Annotated in this window: 19 protein-coding genes and 1 riboswitch; of the genes, 3 read left to right on the top strand and 16 right to left on the bottom strand. The window is 64.4% G+C overall.

The annotated features are described in order from the left end of the window. Positions 1–41: 41 nt before the first annotated feature. From glcF to E8Q40_RS06605, 4 genes are all read right to left on the bottom strand, one after another. Positions 42–1,373 (bottom strand): glycolate oxidase subunit GlcF, encoded by a 1,332-nt coding sequence (glcF, locus tag E8Q40_RS06620; protein ID WP_137043631.1) that lies wholly within the window; start codon positions 1,371–1,373, stop codon positions 42–44. 97 nt (positions 1,374–1,470) lie between these two features. Further along, positions 1,471–2,247 carry a hydroxyethylthiazole kinase gene (thiM, locus tag E8Q40_RS06615; RefSeq protein WP_137043630.1) on the bottom strand — a complete coding sequence of 259 codons (777 nt, stop codon included), beginning with the start codon at positions 2,245–2,247 and terminating at the stop codon, positions 1,471–1,473. A gap of 74 nt (positions 2,248–2,321) precedes the next feature. Then, a riboswitch (TPP riboswitch) is annotated at positions 2,322–2,426 on the bottom strand. Between the two features lie 37 nt (positions 2,427–2,463). Next, positions 2,464–3,678, bottom strand: coding sequence for a glycolate oxidase subunit GlcE (gene glcE / locus E8Q40_RS06610; RefSeq protein ID WP_137043629.1), 1,215 nt, complete (start codon positions 3,676–3,678; stop codon positions 2,464–2,466). 37 nt (positions 3,679–3,715) lie between these two features. Continuing rightward, on the bottom strand, positions 3,716–5,209 hold the full coding sequence (locus tag E8Q40_RS06605; protein WP_137043628.1) for an FAD-linked oxidase C-terminal domain-containing protein: 1,494 nt from the start codon (positions 5,207–5,209) through the stop codon (positions 3,716–3,718). Positions 5,210–5,370: 161 nt separating this feature from the next. On the opposite strand from E8Q40_RS06605, the gene E8Q40_RS06600 reads away from it, so the two are divergent. The 3 genes from E8Q40_RS06600 (at position 5,371) to E8Q40_RS06590 (ending at position 7,315) form a co-directional block, all read left to right on the top strand. Then, positions 5,371–5,766, top strand: coding sequence for a cytochrome c family protein (locus E8Q40_RS06600; RefSeq protein WP_168197942.1), 396 nt, complete (start codon positions 5,371–5,373; stop codon positions 5,764–5,766). Between the two features lie 135 nt (positions 5,767–5,901). Continuing rightward, positions 5,902–6,729: a universal stress protein gene (locus E8Q40_RS06595; protein ID WP_137043626.1), complete on the top strand. Its 828-nt coding sequence runs from the start codon at positions 5,902–5,904 to the stop codon at positions 6,727–6,729. Between the two features lie 58 nt (positions 6,730–6,787). Continuing rightward, a complete protein-coding gene (locus E8Q40_RS06590; protein WP_137043625.1) occupies positions 6,788–7,315 on the top strand; it encodes a GNAT family N-acetyltransferase in 528 nt (175 codons plus the stop codon). Positions 7,316–7,324: 9 nt separating this feature from the next. On the opposite strand, the gene E8Q40_RS06585 is transcribed toward E8Q40_RS06590, so the two are convergent. From E8Q40_RS06585 to E8Q40_RS06530, 12 genes are all read right to left on the bottom strand, one after another. Further along, positions 7,325–7,975, bottom strand: coding sequence for a TetR/AcrR family transcriptional regulator (locus tag E8Q40_RS06585; protein ID WP_137043624.1), 651 nt, complete (start codon positions 7,973–7,975; stop codon positions 7,325–7,327). 50 nt (positions 7,976–8,025) lie between these two features. Then, positions 8,026–8,322 (bottom strand): type II toxin-antitoxin system RelE/ParE family toxin, encoded by a 297-nt coding sequence (locus tag E8Q40_RS06580; RefSeq protein WP_137043623.1) that lies wholly within the window; start codon positions 8,320–8,322, stop codon positions 8,026–8,028. Beyond that, positions 8,319–8,552 carry a hypothetical protein gene (locus E8Q40_RS06575; protein WP_137043622.1) on the bottom strand — a complete coding sequence of 78 codons (234 nt, stop codon included), beginning with the start codon at positions 8,550–8,552 and terminating at the stop codon, positions 8,319–8,321. The genes E8Q40_RS06580 and E8Q40_RS06575 overlap by 4 nt, the downstream gene beginning before the upstream one ends. Before the next feature lie 42 nt (positions 8,553–8,594). Beyond that, positions 8,595–10,274: a thiamine pyrophosphate-binding protein gene (locus tag E8Q40_RS06570; RefSeq protein ID WP_137043621.1), complete on the bottom strand. Its 1,680-nt coding sequence runs from the start codon at positions 10,272–10,274 to the stop codon at positions 8,595–8,597. Positions 10,275–10,479: 205 nt separating this feature from the next. After that, positions 10,480–10,815 carry an NIPSNAP family protein gene (locus E8Q40_RS06565; RefSeq protein ID WP_137043620.1) on the bottom strand — a complete coding sequence of 112 codons (336 nt, stop codon included), beginning with the start codon at positions 10,813–10,815 and terminating at the stop codon, positions 10,480–10,482. Between the two features lie 93 nt (positions 10,816–10,908). Beyond that, complete coding sequence (locus E8Q40_RS06560; protein WP_137043619.1) at positions 10,909–12,726, bottom strand: glycoside hydrolase family 15 protein; 1,818 nt, start codon at positions 12,724–12,726, stop codon at positions 10,909–10,911. 86 nt (positions 12,727–12,812) lie between these two features. After that, positions 12,813–13,607: an N-acetylmuramoyl-L-alanine amidase-like domain-containing protein gene (locus tag E8Q40_RS06555; RefSeq protein ID WP_137043618.1), complete on the bottom strand. Its 795-nt coding sequence runs from the start codon at positions 13,605–13,607 to the stop codon at positions 12,813–12,815. 10 nt (positions 13,608–13,617) lie between these two features. After that, positions 13,618–14,571, bottom strand: coding sequence for a lyase (locus tag E8Q40_RS06550; protein ID WP_168197754.1), 954 nt, complete (start codon positions 14,569–14,571; stop codon positions 13,618–13,620). A gap of 12 nt (positions 14,572–14,583) precedes the next feature. Further along, positions 14,584–15,057, bottom strand: a complete 474-nt coding sequence (locus E8Q40_RS06545) for a molybdenum cofactor biosynthesis protein MoaE (protein ID WP_168197753.1) — start codon at positions 15,055–15,057, stop codon at positions 14,584–14,586. 165 nt (positions 15,058–15,222) lie between these two features. Then, on the bottom strand, positions 15,223–15,474 hold the full coding sequence (gene moaD, locus E8Q40_RS06540) for a molybdopterin converting factor subunit 1 (protein ID WP_137046619.1): 252 nt from the start codon (positions 15,472–15,474) through the stop codon (positions 15,223–15,225). Positions 15,475–15,534: 60 nt separating this feature from the next. Beyond that, positions 15,535–16,143, bottom strand: a complete 609-nt coding sequence (gene pgsA, locus E8Q40_RS06535) for a CDP-diacylglycerol--glycerol-3-phosphate 3-phosphatidyltransferase (RefSeq protein WP_137043617.1) — start codon at positions 16,141–16,143, stop codon at positions 15,535–15,537. A gap of 98 nt (positions 16,144–16,241) precedes the next feature. Further along, complete coding sequence (locus tag E8Q40_RS06530; RefSeq protein WP_137043616.1) at positions 16,242–17,132, bottom strand: dioxygenase; 891 nt, start codon at positions 17,130–17,132, stop codon at positions 16,242–16,244. Positions 17,133–17,136 lie beyond the last annotated feature (4 nt).

Below are 17,136 nucleotides of genomic sequence, written 5' to 3'. Positions count from 1 at the left end.
GCTCGCGCCTGGCCTTAATTCCACGCCTCACGAACCGCCGACTAACCGGCGCGCCCGTCGCCCGGGCTGAGACCCTCAAGACGGGCGAGTTGCTCCGGTATCGGCCCCCCGGTCGCCCAGTCGATCAGTTCGACCGTGTGGACCACCGGTATCGCCGTTCCGGATGCGATCTGAGTCATGCAGCCGATATTGCCGGCCGCGATCACATCCGGCTGGAGCTTTTCGATGTTACCGACCTTGCGGTCCCGCAGCTTCGCCGCGATCTCAGGCTGAAGAATGTTGTAGGTGCCTGCTGAGCCGCAACACAGATGCCCCTCGGCGATATCTTTGACGACAAAGCCCAACTTGGAAAGCAATTCTTTCGGAGCATGCACTATCTTCTGACCATGTTGCAGCGAACAGGCCGCATGATAGGCGACGTTGAGCGGCGCTGCCGCCTTAGGTGATAACGCGAGCGTGGCCAGATACTCGCTGACGTCCCGGGCCAGGGCCGATACGCGGGTGGCCTTATCGGCATAGGCCGGGTCGTTCCTGAACATGAAGCCATAGTCTTTGATCGTGGTCCCGCAGCCCGACACGGTGACCAGGATGGCGTCGAGCGATTCGCGTTCGATCTCGGCTGTCCAGGCATCGATGGTGCCTTTGGCCTGCGCGTACGCCTGTTCCTCCCGCCCCATGTGATGGGTCAACGAGCCGCAGCAGCCCTCTTCGGTCACGACAACCTCAATGCCATGACGGTTGAGGAGGCGGATGGTGGCCTCGTTGGTGGAGGGCCGCAGCACCGGTCCGATGCAGCCCCCCAAAAGCGCCACCCGGCCGCGTCGCTCGCCGGCTGCCGGATAGACCTTGCGACCGCGGTCGGAGGTCGGCGCCGGGATACTGGACGGCGTCAACCGCAGCATCGCGGCGATCCGCGTCAGACCGATGGCCGCGAAGACCGGCGCCAAGGGACGCCCCAGCCAGCCGCCGACGGCCGCCATGCGGAACAGCGACCGGTTGGTTAGCACATGGGCCAGCATGGCGCGGATGACCCGGTCGTGCAGCGGGCGTTTGTAGGTCTTCTCGATGTGATCGCGGCCGTGATCGACCAGGTGCATGTAATGCACGCCGGACGGACAGGTTGTCATGCAGGACAGACAGGACAGACAGCGGTCAATGTGTTTGACCACCTCGCGGCTCGCCGGGCGGTTGTTCTCCAGCATGTCCTTGATGAGGTAGATGCGGCCGCGCGGTGAATCGAGCTCGTCGCCGAGGAGCACATAGGTCGGGCAGGTCGCGGTGCAGAAACCGCAATGCACGCAGGCGCGCAGGATCTTGTCCGCCTCAGCGATCTGAGGATTGGCGAGCTGAGCGAGCGTAAAGTTGGTTTGCATCGACGATTGAACCCGGACTTGCGGCGCGGTGAGGCGGGCAGATCGAAGCGCGCTTTCGGCGCGTCGGTCAATCCTCCCGGTCCGCTTGTGAGCCGGCTCAGGCCGTCAGCATGTCCCGACTCATCAAATGGAGAGCGTCGCATAGTTCGGCCGGTAAATGCCCCGGTCCGCGACAGTTCCGCGCCGCTGCCGCGCCTGCGACGCCGTAGACGGTCAGAGCCGCAATGGCCGCGTCACACGGCGGACGCACCGCGGTAAAGGCGGCAACGACTGCGCTCAAGGCGCAGCCCAGCGCGGTCGATAGCGGCATGAGCGCATGACCACCGTCGATAGACGTACCGCCCTGCCCGTCGGCAACGAAGTCTGTGGCACCGGTCATGGCGACGACGGCACGTGTGCGACGCGATAGCATCGCGGCGGCGACCGCGGCGTCACCGGTGTCAACCAGCGAGTCGACGCCCTTGCTGCCGCCCGGCGCGGCACCGGCCAGGCTCTGCACTTCCCCGGCATTTGCGCGGATGACGGCCGGGCGGAGGGCCGCCAGTTCCTCCGATACGCGGGTGCGGTAGGGCGTCGCACCGCAGCCGACCGGATCAAGCACCCAGGGCTTACCGAGTGCGTTCATTCGGGCAACGGCCTTGCGCATCGCCTCGACCCAGGGCGGCGACAGGGTGCCGATATTGACGCACAGCGCATCCGAAATGCCGGCGAAGTCCTCGACTTCCTCGGCGGCGTGCACCATCGCCGGCGAAGCGCCAAGCGCCAGAAGCACGTTGGCGGAAACGGTCATGGCCACATAGTTGGTGATGTTGTGCACGAGGGGCCGCCGCGCCCGCAGGTCCTGCAGCGCGGACCAGACGTCGTCAGCAGGCATTCTTCCGTTCATCGCAACCTCCTTGGAGGGCGGCGAGCGGAGCGCAATGTTGCAATGGAGAATGCTGCGATGGAGATCGAGCCATCCCACTTCCCTCCGCCGGCACGACCCGGATCAGGTTCTACGGGTTGGCGGCACGCCGCCTCTCAGCCCCGCGCGGGGCACCCCGATTGAGATGAAAAGGAAGCTAGGCGGTCCCGATTGAAGGCGCAACCATTACACCCCCGCCCACATGCGGCCGGGATTAAATACGCCCTTGGGGTCGAAACTATCCTTCACGCGCTTGGTCAAGGCCGCGAGGGCCGGCTCCTGCGGCTGGAAGACGTCGACGGACGCCCGCAGCGCCACGGGGGCACGAACGAGCGTGGCATGGCCGCCGATCTCGGCAACGGCGCGGCGGATGGAACCGGGATCGGCCTCGTTTTCGAATGGCATTGCCACCCAGACCAGCCCGCCGCCCCAGTCGTAGAACATCTGCGCCGCCGGCGTGATGAGATCGACGAGCCGATGCGCCGACGCCGGCGCGGTGGAGATGCGCCACAGCGGCCGGGCGCGCGCCGTCTCGGTGGCGAACGGAGCGACTTCGCGCACCGTGCGCCACAGCGCCTGGGAGTCGGCGCCGCCAAGCGCCACCGCGGGGCCGAAAGGCTGCATCAACTTGATCAGCATCTCGGTGCGGTGCGTCACCGACGGCGCCACCCCTTCGAGCCGCAGAACAGTCGAGGCTTCGGGGTTCGGCAGGCCGTCGAAATACGAGGCGACATGGTCCGGCAGATGCGCCGCCGCAGAGACGTCGCAGGACGAGCCTATCGCCGCCGCCATAGCCGCGCAGGCCTGCGCGTCGTCAAGGCCTTCGACCACGACGGTCGCCTCGGTTTCCGGCTTCGGCAGCACCTTGACGGTGACCTCGGTCATCGCTGCCAAGGTCCCCCAGGACCCGGCCAGGACCTTGCAAAGATCGTAGCCGGTAACGTTCTTCACCACCCGGCCACCGGTCTTCACGGTTTCGCCGCGGCCGGTCACCATCGTGGCGCCGAGAAAGTGATCGCGCGCGGCGCCGGCCTTGATGCGGCGCGGCCCGGAGAGATTGACCGCCAGCGTTCCGCCAATGGTCCCCTGCCTGGCTTCCTGGCCGAGCAATGGCCCGTAATCCATCGGTTCGAAATCGAGCTGCTGATTGTTGTCGTGGAGCAGCTTTTCGATCTCCGCCAAAGGCGTGCCGGCCCGCGCCGAGAGGATGAGTTCCTCCGGTTCGTACAGGGTGACGCCTGTAAGTGCCGACAGATCGAGAGTCATGTCCGTCTGGCTCGGCCGCCCCAGCGCCCGCTTGGAGCCCGAGCCGACAAGCTCGAACGACTTTTCGTTGGAGACAGCCCAGCGGACGGCTTCTTCGACGTGGGCGGTGTCGGTGGGTTTGAGGGTGTCGGTCACGAACTGGCTCGATTAGCGATGAGGAACATGACCGCTATCAGAATCGCGGCAAATCCGGGAACGGCATCTGCCCGCCCGATATATGCATACGGCCGAGTTCGGCACAGCGGTGCAGTTGCGGGAAAACCTTGCCGGGATTGAGCAGACCCTTGGCGTCGAAGGCGCATTTGACGCGCTGCTGCGCGTTGAGGTCGATTTCGGAGAACATCGCCGGCATCAGGTCGCGCTTCTCGATGCCGACGCCGTGTTCACCAGTCAGCACGCCGCCGACCTCGACGCAGAGCCGCAGGATATCGGCGCCGAATTCCTCGGCACGGTCGAGTTCGCCGGGCTTGTTTGAATCATAGAGGATCAGCGGGTGCAGGTTGCCGTCGCCGGCGTGGAACACGTTGGCGACCCCGAGTTGATACTTCTCCGACAGTTCCTTCATGCGCGCCAGCACCAATGGCAGCTTGGCGCGCGGGATGGTGCCGTCCATGCAGTAATAGTCAGGCGAGATGCGGCCCGCCGCCGGGAACGCCGCCTTGCGCCCGGCCCAGAACAAGAGCCGCTGTTGTTCCGACGTCGATGCCTGGCACGATACGGCGCCGCAGTCTCGGGCGATGGACTCGACGCGCTCGATCAGATGATCGACCTCGCGCGACGGCCCGTCGAGTTCCACGATGAGCAAAGCCTCGACATCGAGCGGATAGCCGGCATGGACGAACTCCTCGACCGCATGGATCGCTGGCCTGTCCATCATCTCCATGCCGCCGGGAATGATGCCGGCGGCGATGATCTTGGAGACGCAGGCGCCACCCTGTTCCGACGTCGGAAAGCCGATCAGCACCGCCCGCGCAGTCTCCGGCTTCTTGAGAATGCGCACCGTCACTTCGGTGACGACGCCGAGCAAGCCTTCGGAGCCGACGACGAGGCCGAGCAGATCGTAACCTTCCGAGTCAAGATGCTTGCCGCCGAGCCGCAGCACCTCGCCGGTCATCAGCACGATCTCGCAGCCGAGCACATTGTTGGTGGTCATGCCGTATTTAAGGCAATGCACACCGCCCGAGTTTTCCGCGACATTGCCGCCGATCGTGCAGGCGATCTGCGACGACGGATCGGGCGCGTAATAGAAGCCGGCATGGGAGACCGCGTTCGTGACTGCCAGATTGGTGACGCCGGGCTCGACCACGGCGATGCGATTGTCGAAGTCGATCTCGCGTATCTTGTTGAACTTGGCCATGCCGAGCAGCACGCCGTCGGCCAGCGGCAGCGCGCCGCCGGACAGGGAGGTCCCGGCGCCGCGTGGCACCACCTTGATGCCCTCAGCGTGGCAGTATTTGAGGACCTCGGCGACCTGCTGCGTGGTTTCCGGCAGCACGACCACCATCGGCATTTGGCGGTAAGCCGTCAGCCCGTCCGATTCGAACGGTTTCATCTCCCGTTCGCGGTCGATCACGCCTTCGCCCGGCACGATGGTGCGCAGCGCCTTGACGATTTCGGCACGGCGACTGAGGATCACCTGATCCGCATCGGGCATTTTGACCGACATCAACAATTCTCCCGGACCGCGTTATATCCCAGCCACCAGTTTCCGCGACGATATCAGCCAACCGAACAGGTTGACACCGCCGCCTTCTGGAAAGCATTCCAAAGTTCGAATATAATTGAATTGGGGCGCCGGTGCCCCGGCACGACGAAAGGAAAAAGATGATGAAGACCTTGTTCCGGAGTGCGCTCTGCGCAGCCGCGCTGTTGGGTGTGGCGGCGCACAATGCCGAAGCCCAGGATCTGGCGGCCGGCGAAAACTCGTTCAAGAAGTGCCTGCCGTGTCACGCCGTCGGCGAAGACGCCAAGAACAAGGTCGGCCCCATTCTCAATGGCCTCGAAGGTCGTCACTCCGGCAGCATTCCGGGATATTCCTACACGGACGCCAATAAGAACTCGGGCATTTCCTGGACTGAGGCGGAGTTCCTCGACTACATCAAGGACCCGCGCGCCAAGATCAAAGGCACCAAGATGATCTTCCCGGGCATCAAGAACGAAACCGAGGCCAAAAACCTCTGGGCCTATCTCAAGCAATTCGACGCCAGCGGCAAGAAGAAGTAGCCGGGCGGCATCGGGCGCCGAGCCGCAAGCGATATTGATCACGCGCGCGGCGCATTTGACCTCGGTCAAGGTCGCCGCACGCAAAAAGCCACTATAAGAATACCGGGCACCCAACGCCCCAAGGGAGGCTGCACTATGATCAAGGATATCGTCGTCAATCTCGGGCTGGGCGCGAAGGACCCCGCCGGCGATTACGCCGTTGCGCTCGGCGAGGCTTTGGAAGCCCATGTCGCGGGCGTCGCCTTTGCCTACGAGCCGGTCATCCCGGGCGCGGTGATGGGCGGCATTCCGCCGGAATTCATCGAAACGCAGCGCACCGAGGCCGACAAGAAGGCCAAGGATGCCATCGCCCGCTTCGAAGCCGCGGCCAAGCGCGCCGGTCTGTCGGCTGAATCGCGCATCATCTCCGCGAGCGTTGCGGCTGCCGCGGATCAGTTCGCCCGCATCGGGCGCCGCTTCGACCTCGTCGTGGTCGGGCAGGCCGATCCCGATCAGGGCATCCAGGATGAAGTCGTGGACGAGACCGCGCTGTTCGAATCCGGACGTCCGGTGGTGTTCGTGCCGTTCATCCAGAAAGGCGGGGTAAAGCTCGATCGCGTCATGGTGTGCTGGGATGGCGGCCGCGCGGCCACCCGCGCCATTGCCGACAGCATGCCGTTGCTCAAGAAGGCCAAGCAGGTCGAGATCGTCATGATCGCCAGCAAGTCGGCCAAGGGCGACGAGATCGCCGGTGCCGATCTTGGCCAGCATCTGGCCCGTCACGGCCTCAAGGTCGACGTCAAGCGCATCACCTCGCCGGACATCGACGTCGCCTCGACCATCCTGTCCTATGCGGCGGATTCCAGCGCCGACATGATCGTGATGGGCGGCTACGGCCATTCGCGCCTGCGCGAGTTCATCCTCGGCGGTGCCACGCGCGGCATCCTCGAGAGCATGACGGTTCCGGTCCTGATGTCGCATTAAGCGTCAATTTGAACGTCGGCTTTGTTCCCGCGTTGAAACGGGAACATGCGGAGGCGACATGCTCAGCCGTCACGTCAAATTGCTCAATGGCGAAATGGTGATCCTCCGTCCGCTTCGGCCGGAGGACGCCGCGCTCTATCCCGACTTTCTCTCCAAGGTGACGAGCTTCGATCTGCGTCTGCGGTTCTTCTCGGCGATCCGGGAATTATCGCCGGAGATGATCGACAAGCTGGTCCATTACGACCCGAACAACGCGATGGCCTTCGTCGCGCTCGATGCCGACGGCAAACTACTCGGCGTCGTCCGCCTGCACGACGACGAGAAACACGAAAACGGCGAGTTCGCCATCCTCTTGCGCTCGCACCTCAAAGGCCGCGGGCTCGGCTGGCTGATGATGAAGCACATGATCGCCTATGCGAAGGAGCATGGGCTGAAAGCGGTGCGCGGCCAGGTGCTCGCGGAAAACACGACGATGCTGCAGATGTGCGGCGAACTCGGCTTTCATAGCCGTCACGACCCGGACGACCCGGGCACCTACCATGTCGAGCTGCCACTGGCCGAAGTGCCGGCCGAAGCCGTCGCTTGACCGACCAAATCAGGTCAGCACCACCTGCGCCACCATGCCGCGGGCTCGGGCGTCGATGACACCGAGGGCGCGCAGCGAGAACAAGGTCACGGTCTGCACCGCTTCGCGCGTGGCCGCGGCGTCCGGGTAATCCGGCGCGAGCGGACTAAGCAGCCCTTCCATCAGCGCACCGACGATCGCCAGCGCCCCCAGGCGCGCGTCCTGCTCCGGCAGGAAGCGCAGGCCGATGGCGATATTGATGCGCCGCTCCAGTTCGCCGGCGAGCGACTGGCGAAAGTCGATGCGCATGACGTCGACCTCGGCATCGACAGCCTCGCCGATCACAGCCCAGGCGAGCTTGCGTTCGGCCAGCGCCCGCGCCGCGAAACGGGCGATGCCGGAAGCCAGCGCCGACAGCGGGCCCGGTGCCGCGTCGGCCGCCGTCTGCATGGCCTCGAGCTCACGCCCGGCCACCGCTGCGATCAACTCGGCAACCAGATCGTTCTTGGTCGGGAAATAACGATAGACGGTGCCGGCGGCGATGCCGGCCCGTTTGGCGACAGCCGCAACCTGCACCGCGGCCATGCCGCCCTCCCCGGCCAATGCGATGGCGGCCTCGAGAATGGCTTTCTCGCGATCGGCGAGACGGCGGATGACAGTGTCGGTCCGGCGATACGGCATTCAATGAGTGAATAGCGATTCACTCCAAGTACGCAAGATGCTGCCGGCTCTTACGTGCCGCGTTCCTCATTTCGGTCCTGTGCCCCGTGAAAGACCGCCATGACGACAATTTCTGCCGCTACTTCGTCGACCTCATAGACGAGGATATATGGCGTTCCCCGGATCACCCATTCTCGTGTTGCCAACACTCGACCCGGTCTCGCCATGAAGGGGTACCGAAGCAGCCGGCCCGCAGCGCCGTGGATTTCGGCCATGACGCGTCGCGCTGCCGCCGGATTACGTTCGGCCAAATAAGTCCGGATAGCTTCGAGCTGATCGAGGGCACGCGCGGTGAAACGCAGCCTCAAAGGCCGCACTTCTTCCAGAACGCCGCCATCTGATCGTCGGTCGCGAAAGCCGCGGTCCCGGCGCGGATTTCCTTTTGGATGCGTTCGACCTCAGCCACTTGCTCAGGGCTCAGTCGGGTCGAGGCCGTTCGCTGCTCCTCGAAATCGAGAAGCAAGCGGGCCGCCTCATCCTGGCGATCGTCCGGCCACTGCCGGGCGCGGTCGATCACGTCCTGGAACAGCTTCGTCATGATGTCAGGTTAGCGGATTCCGACGCTAAAGTCCGCCCCAAACTACCTCCCCGACAACGCCTTTTCGCGGATGGCGCTCATCGACATGCCCGGCGTCAGCGGCTCGGCATCGACCTTGAGATGAATGATCGACGGCAGGCCGGACTTCTGCGCCGCGGCGAAGGCCGCCGGGAAATCCGCCGTCTTCTCGATGCGGATGCCGAAGCCGCCGAAGGCTTTGGCATAGGCGGCGAAGTCCGGATTCTTGAGGTCGGTGCCCACGACGCGGCCCGGATACTCGCGCTCCTGGTGCATACGGATGGTGCCGTATGTGCCGTTATCCCACAGCACGACGATAATGGGACGCGAGTACTGCACGGCCGTGGCGAAGTCGTTGCCCGTCATCATGAAGTCGCCGTCGCCGGCGACGCAGACAACCGTCCGGTCCGGGTACAACGTCTTCATCGCCAGCGCCGCCGGCAGGCCGTAACCCATCGAGCCGGAGGTCGGTGCGATCAGGGTGTTGTAGCGGCGGAAGCGGTAATAGCGGTTGATCCAGGTGGCGAAGTTGCCGGCGCCATTGGTGATGATCGCCTCGGGACCGAGATTGTCGCGCAGCCAAACCATGATCTCGCCGAGATTGATCGGCCCCGGCTGCGCCGACGGCTTCTCCGTCCAGGCCAGGAAATCGGCATGGGCGGTGTCGGCCTCGCCCTTCCAGGCGATGTCATTCGGCGGCTGCAGGCCCTCAAGCGCGGCGCAGAACGCGGTCGGCGCGGCGTTGATCGCCAGCGCCGGGTGATAGACGCGGCCAAGCTCTTCCGCGCCCGGATGCACGTGCACCAGCTTCGTCTGCGGTTCGGGAATGTTGAAAGCCGTATAGCTTTGCGACGACATCTCGCTCATGCGATCGCCGATCAGCAGCACAAGGTCGGCGCCCTTGATGCGCGCCAGCAGCTTCGGGTTCGGCCCGATGCCGAAGTCGCCCGCGTAACAGGAATGCGATGAATCGAACAAATGCTGGTAGCGGAACGTGGTCGCCACCGGCAGCGCGAAGCGTTCGGCAAAGCGCATTATCGCCGCGCTCGCCGCTTCCGACCAGCGCGAGCCGCCGATGATGGCGATCGGCTTTTTCGCCGCCCACAGCATCTTCTGCAGCCGGCTCATGTCGTTGAGGCCGGGCCAGGTCTCGACCGGCTCGACAGCGGAGGCATTCGGCACCACGCAGCGCTCAGTCAGCATGTCTTCCGGCAGCGCGACCACCACCGGACCGGGACGGCCATTGCAAGCGGTGAAGAAAGCGCGCGACACGATCTCCGGAATGCGCGCCGGATCGTCGATCTCGGTCGCCCATTTGGCGATGCCGCCGAACACCTGGCGATAGTCGAGTTCCTGGAAGGCTTCGCGCTCGCGCATGTCGCGGCCAACCTGGCCAACGAACATGATCATCGGCGCCGAGTCCTGACGCGCGATGTGAACTCCTGCGGAACCGTTGGTTGCGCCGGGTCCACGCGTGACGAAACAGATGCCGGGTTTGCCGGTGGCCTTGCCGACCGCCTCGGCCATCATCGCGGCCGCGCCTTCGTGGCGGCAGATGGTCAGCGAGATCGGCGCATCGTGCAGTGCGTCGAGCGCGGCAAGATAGCTTTCGCCCGGCACACAGAAAGCGTGGCGAACGCCCTGGGCGACCAACTGGTCGATGAGAATTTCGCCACCGGTGCGAGTGCCGTCGTTCGAACGCATCGTGAAAGGCTCCGGTATGGTCGCAGGCGGGCGGTCCGCCGTCGCAAAAAAAACGCGCTATTCTATAAACGATCGCTGGCCCGCTTGCGAGGCCCCTCGCATCGCACGCGATGACAATCGGTCATGAGATCATTCCGGCAGCACATGCGCGCCGGTCGGCGGCGCCGTGCGTCCTGTTCGTCGGCCTCACGCAAACGGCACGCAGTTAAACGTTGCGCTTGGCGATCGGCGGCGCGAAGGAAACCGGCGTCATCAGGCTGTTCTTCTGTTCGAGCACGTAGCCGGCTTTGGCGCTCTCGCCGAGATAGGCCTTCCAGTCCGGATCCTGCATCATGCGGCCGCGCTTCTGCTCCCGGTCGGCGGCACTGTCATAGACCCAGACGTGAACGATGCTGTTGAGTTCGCCGGTTTCGGCCTGAGCAAAACACAGCGGCTCGCCCAGGTATTTCACCTGCACCGGGTAGCCGAGCTTGCCGTAAAGTTCGAGATGCGCCGCCATGCACCCCGCCTTGATCTTGTAGGTTCGAACGTCGAGCAGCACGCGAGGCCTCCCTGGTCATTTTATTGGTTATGGGCGCGCACTGTCCGCAGCAAGCGACCGCAGGTCAATAGCTCCCGGCGCAGGGCCCCTCGTCTATTCCGCAGCCTTGACGCCGGCGGTCCATTCGGAGCGCTGCTCGGCCGGCTTGCGGTAGTGCGACAGATTGCTCGCGGTGTTAACCAGCGCCAGATGCGAGAAGGCTTGCGGGAAATTGCCGACCTGGCGCCGCGAGCGCGGCTCGTATTGCTCGGCGAGCAGACCGAGATCGTTGCGCAGCGCCAGCAGGCGTTCGAACAGCTTCTCGGCATCTCCGACGCGGCCGAGCATCAAATAGTCGTCAACCAGCCAGAAGCTGCAGGCCAGGAACACGCCTTCACCCGGCGGCAGGCCGTCGTCGGTCTTGGTGCTGTCGTAACGCAACACTAGGCCGTCGCGCATCAATGTGCGCTCGATCGCCTCAACGGTGCCGCGGATACGCGGATCGTCCGGCGGCAGAAAGCCAACCTCCGGCAGGAGCAGCAGGCTGGCATCGAGTTCGCGCGAGCCGTAATACTGCGTGAAACTATTGAGCTCGGCGTCGTAGCCATTGGTGCAGACATCCTGATGGATGCGGTCGCGCAATGAACGCCAGCGCTCGAGCGGCCCGGGAAGATTGTGCAGCTCGGCGCTCTTGATGGCGCGGTCGAACGCGACCCAGGCCATCACCTTCGAATAGGTGAAGTGCTGGCGCTCGCCGCGCACCTCCCAGATTCCTTCGTCCGGCAACGTCCAGATTTTTTCCAGATGCACGAGCAAGGCGCGCTCGAGATCCCAACCGGCCTCCTGATGGCCGAGGCCGCCGACGCGGGCCTGATGCAATGCGTCCATCACCTCGCCGAAGATATCGAGCTGCAACTGGCTATAAGCGGCATTGCCGATACGCACCGGTTGCGATTTCTCGTAACCGCCGAGCCACGGCACCGTCCATTCGGTGAGACGCCGCTCACCCTGGATGCCATACATGATCTGGATTTGCCCGGGGCTGCCGGCCGCCGCGCGCAACAGCCAGTCGCGCCAGGCCCGCGCCTCATCGTAATAGCCGGCATTCATCAGCGCGAGCAACGTCAGCGTCGCGTCACGCAGCCAGCAGAAGCGATAGTCCCAGTTGCGCACGCCTCCGACCCATTCCGGCAGCGACGTCGTCGGCGCCGCGACCATACCCCCGGTCGGCGCGTAAGTGAGCGCCTTGAGCGTGATCAGCGAACGCACCACGGCATCGTCGTAAGGCCCGTCAATCTGATTGCGCGAGACCCACTCGTGCCAGTAGCGCTCGGTGCTGTCGAGGCTCGCCGAAACATCGAGCGCATGCGGCAGTTCGTCGTGCGATGGCGCGTAGGTCAGGCTGAAGGTGAAGCACTCGCCTTCCTTGATGGTGAAATCGCCGACGGTCTTGAAGTCCTCGCCATGGAACGGCACCGACGAGCGCAACACCACCATGTCCGGACCGGCAATGGCGCGCGCGGTGTGGCGGTCGACACGGGTGAGCCACGGCACCGTCTGGCCGTAACCGAAACGCAGGATCAGCTCGCCGTGCAGATCGACCTGGCCGTATTCGCAGGTGATCATGCGCATGAGATGCGAATGGGTGTGACGCGGCGGCATGAAGTCGGTCAGCACGGCGACGCCGGTATCGGTTTCGAACCGGGTCTCCAGGATCAACGTGTTCGGTCGGTAACGCCGCGTGATCCCCGCATTGGGGTCGTTCGGCCCGATCAGCCAGCGGCCATTCTCCGGCGTGCCGAGCAACGCGGCAAAGCAGGCGTCCGAATCGAAACGCGGCCAGCACAGCCAGTCGATCGAGCCGTTGCGGCCAACCAGCGCGGCGCTGCCGAGGTCGCCGATCAATGCGTAATCTTCAATGTGCAGCGTCATATGGTTTCAAGAAACGATCTTCGTGGCGGGATTGGGAAAATGGCCCGGAGAGGCCGGCCAATGGGCCATCGGCCATACGGCATCTTTCAGGTAACCGAGGCCATGGTTGCCGGTTCCTTGACGCGCAGAAGTGTCACGGCCTGCGCATGGTTGTCGGCGAGGAAACGTGGCAACGGCTGATCCAGGACGCGGCCACGGCTTTTCGCGGCATGGCGTAACATCAAGCGACCTTCGCCGGTCACCACCACGAAGCCGGTGTGGAAATAATCAAGGCCCGGCCGCTGCGACAAGAAACCGATGATATCGCCGGTCGCCAGCAGCGCGCGATTGTCGATGAGCGCATCGCGCGACAGCACCGTCATCGATACCTGACGCGGACCCAGGCCGCGCATAAAGGTCAGGCGCTTGTCGATGGTTTCGCTGCCCGGCAGCAGCAGCTTCCTGCAGACGTGATTGGCGACATTATTTGCGCACCAGTCGGAGAAGTAATGATTGCGCGCGCGCCAATCGATCTCGCCGTCCTTGTAGCGGATGAGGCGAAGTTGCGTCTCGAACTGCGCGGGCTCTCGCGCCAGGGCCGCCGCCAGCACCGTCTCGCAGAATGTCACGCAATCGAAGACGTCATCGCGCAAGACAAAGCGCTCGGCGCGACGTGGGCTGCCGATGAGCGTATGGCCGCGATAGGGCGAACCGATGAGCGCCTTGGAGATGACATCGATACGCTGTGCCACCGTCAGCACCGTAGCGGCTTCGCCGATCAAAGACGCGATGCGTTGACGCGCCGGTTGCGCCCTGCCGGCCCAGGCCGGGCCACTGGCCAGCACCGCCACGCCGCCGGCCATGGTGGCCAAAAAATTGCGCCGGGTGATCGCGCCGCTCATCGCCCGCTCGCTAGTCGCGTACCACGACGAGACGATCGGTGCCGGACTCGGCACCCCACATCTCACCGGGCCGGCCGAGCATCTGCCGCACGTCGGCACGGCGGCGGTTGCTGACAAAGCGCTCGAACTTCTCCGTCGCCGGATCAAAGCGCACGATGGCATTCGAATTCCAGTCGGACAGCCAGACCTTGTCCTTATCGTCGACGAACACCGCATAGGTCCCGTTATCGGCATCGGGCAGTTGCCACACGCGCCATATCCTCGCCATCGGATCGTAACGGCCGACTTCGCCCGTGCGCCAGAAGCTGACCCACAGCACGCCCTTGGAGTCCGACCAGATACGCCGCGGCCCGACGCCCGGCCGCGGCGGCTGGATCATCAGCGCGTCGCCCGACACGGTGTCGATCTTGGCGATGTGATCGCCGGCAAGCGACGCATACCACACATCGCCGTTCGGCGTCGTCGTAATGCCATAAGGCCCGACGCCCTTCGGCGACTTCCACGCCTCGACCTTGCCGGTCGCCGGATCGACGCGGCCATGCACGCCGTTCTGTCCGGTGAACCAGAGGATGCCCTTGCGATCGAAGGTCGCGGTGTTGAGGTTGGCGTTGGGAAAATTCTTCGGCAGCGGAAAGAGCTTCACCGCCTTGGTCTCGGCATCGTAGCGCACGATGGCGTTCTGGCCGCTATCGGTGATCCAGGCGGCGCGATCGGGCCCAACGATGACGCCATGCGGCGCAGAGTCGGCGCCGAGCTGCACCTGCGTCACCCTGCCGGACTTCGGATCGAGAATGCCGAGCGCGCCCTGATGCTGCGCGGTGTACCAGACGGTGCCGTCCGGCGCCGGCGCGACATCGTGCGGATGCGAGCCTTTGGCGACATCGTAGTAGGACACCTGCGCGGCCGTCACCGGTCCCGCCGCGACTGTCACCACCGCGAACGCCGCCACCAGGATGTTGATCATGTCGCTCTCCGGCTATTCCGCCGCCTGATGCGGTTTGATCCAGCGCGCCGCCGCATTGTCGTCATCGGCCTTGGCTTCGACCCAGGTGGGACCGCTCGCCTTCTCGACCTGCTTCCAGAACGGCGCGCGGGTCTTGAGATAATCCATCAGGAATTCGGCGGCCTCGAAGGCCGCGGCACGATGCGACGACGCCGTCGCCACCATCATGATGTCCTCGCCCGGCACGATGCGGCCGAAGCGATGGATCACCACCACGCCAGTGAGCGGCCAGCGCTGCGTCGCCTCGGTGACGTGGCTCTCGATCTCGGTCTCCGCCATGCCAGGGTAGTGCTCGAGGGTAAGCGCGGCGATCGGCTCGCCGTTCTCGTCACCGCGGCAGATGCCGGTGAAGGTCACCACCGCGCCGACATCGGTACGGCCGCGCGACAGCGCCGCCGCCTCGGCCGAGACGTCGAAGGGTTCGCTTTGGACGCGCACTGTAATCATTGTTCAAATGTAATACGGATTACTGGCGCCGTCACACTCGGCTGATCTCCCCTCCCCCTTGTGGGGAGGGGTTGGGGGTGGGGGTCCGGGCGATGGCTTCTACCCCCACCCCGAACCGCTTCGCGGTTCGACCCTCCCCACAAGGGGGAGGGTAAAGAAACGGGCTTACCCCCCCGTCATCGGTGGGAAGAAGGCGATCTCGCGGGCACCGGCAATTTCGGCCTGCGGCTTCACGTGGCTGCGGTCGATGGCGGCGCGGATTACCTTAGAATTCTCGAAGGCATAGGCGTATTCCTCGCCGCGGCCCGAGAGCCATGTCATCAGCTCCGCGATGGTGGTGACACCCGCGGGAATCTCGACATCTTCCTCGGGTTTGCCGATGCGCTCGCGCACCCAGGCGAAATAACGGAGCTTAATCATTTTCCATGCGCATCATCTTATCCGAAAACCGGTTCCCACTTTTCGGGATGATGCGCCTCATTCGTCAATCATATGGCGCAGCCCAGCGCGCAGATAGTCCCAGCCGGTGTACAAAGTGAGCAGCGCGGCGAGCCACAATAGCGTGATGCCGATTTCAATCGTATAGGGCAGCACCTTCTCGCCCGCCTCGCCCGCAATCAGGAAGCCGATGGCGACGAGTTGGCCGAGCGTCTTCCACTTGGCCAAAGTTGTCACCGGCACGCCAACGCGAAGTTCCGCTAGATATTCGCGCAGGCCGGACACCAGCACTTCGCGGCACAATATAATGACGGCGGCGAGCAGCGCCCAGCCGCGGATTGTGGTTCCCGCCGCCAGAATGAGGAGACAGGCCGCCACCAGGAGCTTGTCGGCGATCGGATCGAGCATGCGCCCGAGCGAGGATTGCTGGCCCCAGGCCCTCGCCAGATAGCCATCGAAGAAGTCAGTCACCGCCGCCGCAATAAAGACGGCGAGCGCCACCCAGCGCAGCCACAATTCCCCGGCGAAGATGCTTTGCCAGAACAGCAGGCCGACCACGACCGGCACCGCGGCGATGCGGGCATAGGTCAGGATGTTCGGCAGCGCCAGCGGATGCGCCGGCAGACGGGGGATGCGTCCGGGATTCATGCGAGCACAAGGAACACGGCGCTCGGGCGCAGGTCAACCGCCTGCGCGCCGCCGATCGATAGGAATACCGGATCGCCGGCCGTTATACGATCAACGCCCTATTCGATCGGCGCTTTTGGCAATTTTGCGACGCCCGGCTCGACGACGAACGTCTGATCGAGCGAGAACCATTCGCCGGTCACGTCCGCCGCTGGCGCCGGCCCGCCATGCACCACAAAATTGCCGATCAGCGCGCGGGTGACACCGAACTGCACGTCGGTTTCGAGTTTGTCGTCGTCCTGGACGTAGATTTGCGAAATGTGGGTCTTGAAGCCTTCCTTGAAAATCAGGAAGTGCAGATGCGCCGGCCGGTAATTGTGGCGGCCAGCATGGCGCAACAGGTCGCCGACCGGGCCGGTGATCGGGATCGGATAGCCGGCTGGCTTGACGCTGCGGAACGAAAAGCGGCCCTGCGCGTCGGTCGTGAACTTGCCGCGCAGGTTCATGTCGGCCTGGTTCTCGTCCTGCTGCTCGTAGAAGCCTTCCGGCGAGGAATGCCAGACGTCGACCTCGGCGCCAGCGACGGGATTGCCCTGCGTGTCCTTCACCGTGCAGTTGACGAACAGCACCGGCCCCGGCGTCGGCGAGCGCACGATCGACCCGCCGCTTTCGGTACGCGGCGAATTCAGCCGCCAGAACGGGCCGAGCAGATTGGCCGTCGTTTCGGTCTGGCCGTTGTTGCCGTTGTTCAGGAGACACACCAGCGCCGAGAAGCCGAGCGAGCCGGCCATCAGCACGACTTCGTTGTGCGAGGCGTTGGTCAGTTGCCCGAGTTTGGCGACGATCGCCGCGCCCTTGTGAAACTCCTCTTCGGTCAGGTGCACCTCGCGCGCGAAGGCGTGCAGGTGCTTGACCAGCGCCGCGATAATCTCGCGCAAGCGCGGATCGTCGATCTTGCTGTAGGCCTCGAGAACGGCGGGCGTGACGTCGGCTTGGCTCTTGATAATCATCGTT

It is taken from the genome of Pseudolabrys sp. FHR47 (assembly GCF_005153485.1).
Taxonomy (GTDB): domain Bacteria; phylum Pseudomonadota; class Alphaproteobacteria; order Rhizobiales; family Xanthobacteraceae; genus Pseudolabrys.
This window is presented reverse-complemented; position numbering and strand designations above follow the sequence as displayed.